Consider the following 2,577-nt stretch of genomic DNA (forward strand, 5'->3'; position numbering starts at 1 on the left):
TGGGGGGAGAGGTACGTGTCTGTGGAGCGGACGGCGGGGGTATGTCTACTCACGAGTACGTTACTTGCGAGTAAACACTCTACGCGTGCCGCCCCACCTCGCAAACCGACCGGTCGCTATGTGACGTGTGTCCAGGTGGGAGGGGGTGGAGTGCGGTCGGCTCAGCCGTTGAGCGCCCCCGGCGCGCGTCCGTTGCGCCGCTCGCCCGGCGCCCGGTCGAGAGCGGACGCGGCGTCGCCCGGGGCCGGGGGGTCCGGTGTGCGGGACGGGCCGCCCAGGATCTCGCGGGCCAGCCGCGCGATCGTGTCGGAGGCCTGCTGGATCGGACTGTCGCGCCGCCAGACCAGCAGGTGGCGCAGCTGTATGGGCTCGCCCTCCAGGGGGCGTACCACCACGTCCGGCCCGGTGTCGAAGTCCGGCTGGCACGGCGCGACCGCCCGGCGGTCGGCGATGAGGTCGCGGATCTCGGAGCGGTCGTAGAGCCGGTAGGGCACATCGGGGGTGAACCCGGCCCGCTGGCAGGCCAGGTAGAAGCACTCGGGCCAGCCGGTGCCGTCCGGCGGGGTCAGCGCCCACGGCGTCCCCGCCAGGTCGCCCAGCCTGACCAGCGGCCGCTTCGCCTGGGGGTGGTCGGCCCACAGCGCCACGTGCAGCGGCTCCACCGAGAGCATCGCCCAGGACAGGGGGCCGTCGGTGGACAGGTCGCGGTCCACGTAGTCGATCGTGGTCCCCAGGTCCAGGCGGCCCGCGCGCACCAGGTCGGTGACCAGCTTGGGCGAGTACTCCGTGCGCACGTGGACCGGCACGTTCGGGAAGACCTCGGGTATGCGGGCCGACAGCTCCAGCGTCAGCGGTCCGACCCCGCCCACGCGCAGGGTGGTGGGGGAGGCCCCGCGCGCGGTGATGTCGTGCAGCAGGTCGTCCATGGACAGCAGGACCGAGCGTGCGCGCACCAGCACGAACTCGCCCAGCTCGGTGGGGCGGACCCCCGAACGCCCGCGGTGGAACAGCGGTCCGCCGACCTCGCGCTCGATCCGCTGGAGTTGGGTGGTCAGCGCGGGCTGTGAGGTGGAGAGCGCGGCGGCCGCCTTGGTCACACTGCCGGTGTCGGCCAGGAGGCAGATGGTGCGCAGGTGGCGGAGTTCGAGGTCCATGCGTGGAATCTAGGACGAGGAGGGGGCTCGTGTACAGACGTGCTGTCGTCGCGGGCGCGGCGGGCCGCCCCGTCTAACGCGACGGCCGCCGGAGCGGTGCGGCGTCCAAGGGACCGGAGCGCCCGGCCCCGTCGGCTTGTGGAGCGGGGGTGCCGTACGTCACCATATAGTTGGACGTCCTACTAGGTGTCCACATGTCGGACAGGCGCGGGAGAGGTTCATGACGGTCGCACGTACTCTGCACACCCCCGAGGCGGAGCAACTCCTGGAACTGACCCGGGAGATCGTGGACAAGGAGCTGACCCCGCGGGCCGCCGGGGACGAGGAGGGCGGCCTGTTCCCGCGCGAGGTCTTCCGCGTGCTCGGCGGCGCCGGGCTGCTCGGCCTGCCCTACCCCGGCCGGTACGGCGGCGGGGACCAGCCCTACGAGGTCTACCTCCAGGTGGTGGAGGAGCTGGCACGGGGCTGGCTCGCGGTCGGCCTGGGCGTGAGCGTCCACACCCTGTCCTGCTACCCCCTCGCCACCTTCGGCTCCGACGCGCAGAGGGAGGCCCACCTGCCCGGCATGCTCGGCGGCGGACTCCTGGGCGCCTACTGCCTGTCCGAGGCCGCCTCGGGCTCGGACGCCTCCGCCCTGATCACCCGGGCCGAGGCCGACGGTGACGGCTACCGCGTCAACGGCGCCAAGGCCTGGATCACCCACGGCGGCCAGGCCGACTACTACACGCTCTTCGCCCGCACCGGCGCCCCGGACTCCGGCGCCCGCGGCATCAGCTGCTTCCACGTCCCCGCGGACACCCCCGGCCTGGGATCGGCGGCTCCCGAGCGCAAGATGGGCATGAACTCCTCGATCACCGCCGGTGTCCTCCTCGACGACGTCCGCCTCGGCGCCGACGCCCTGGTGGGCGAGCGGGACAGGGGCTTCGGCATCGCCCTGTCCGCCCTGGACTCCGGACGCCTGGGCATCGCCGCCTGCGCGGTCGGCCTCGCCCAGGCCGCCCTCGACGCCGCCGTGGACTACTCCCGCGAACGCCACCAGTTCGGCACCGCCATCGGCGACTTCCAGGGCGTGGGCTTCATGCTCGCCGACATGGCCACCCAGGTCGCGGCCTCCCGCGAGCTCTACCTGTCGGCCGCGCGCCTGCGCGACGCCGGGCTCCCCTTCGGCAAGCAGGCCGCGATGGCCAAGCTCCTGGCCACCGACACCGCCATGAGGGTCACCACCGACGCCGTGCAGGTCTTCGGCGGCTACGGCTACACCCGCGACTTCCCCGTCGAGCGCTACATGCGCGAGGCCAAGGTGCTCCAGATCGTGGAGGGCACCAACCAGGTGCAGCGCATGGTCATCAGCCGCCACCTGGCCAGGGAGGGAGCCTGACCACCTCCCCCGGGGAGGGCCCGCGCCGCCGCCAGGCCCGCGAGA

At 73.0% G+C, this 2,577-nt stretch carries 2 protein-coding genes; one reads left to right on the forward strand and one right to left on the reverse strand.

Annotation, left to right across the window (positions count from 1 at the left end; genetic code table 11):
- Positions 1 to 161: 161 nt before the first annotated feature.
- Entirely contained in the window at positions 162 to 1,154 is a 993-nt protein-coding gene (locus DQW06_RS27585) for a LysR family transcriptional regulator (RefSeq protein ID WP_013153810.1), read from the reverse strand.
- Positions 1,155 to 1,374: 220 nt separating this feature from the next.
- Here DQW06_RS27585 and DQW06_RS27590 point away from each other — a divergent pair, with 220 nt between their 5' ends.
- Positions 1,375 to 2,532, forward strand: coding sequence for an acyl-CoA dehydrogenase family protein (locus DQW06_RS27590; protein WP_117199583.1), 1,158 nt, complete (start codon positions 1,375 to 1,377; stop codon positions 2,530 to 2,532).
- The last annotated feature ends 45 nt before the right edge of the window (positions 2,533 to 2,577 follow it).

It is taken from the genome of Nocardiopsis sp. TNDT3 (assembly GCF_003427465.1).
GTDB lineage: Bacteria > Actinomycetota > Actinomycetes > Streptosporangiales > Streptosporangiaceae > Nocardiopsis > Nocardiopsis dassonvillei.

What these genes read in the sequence shown, in the direction of transcription:
- DQW06_RS27590 (WP_117199583.1), top strand. Translation starts at nt 1,375, where the DNA reads ATGACGGTCGCACGTACTCTGCACACCCCCGAGGCGGAGCAACTCCTG.
- DQW06_RS27585 (WP_013153810.1), bottom strand. Translation starts at nt 1,154, where the DNA reads ATGGACCTCGAACTCCGCCACCTGCGCACCATCTGCCTCCTGGCCGAC.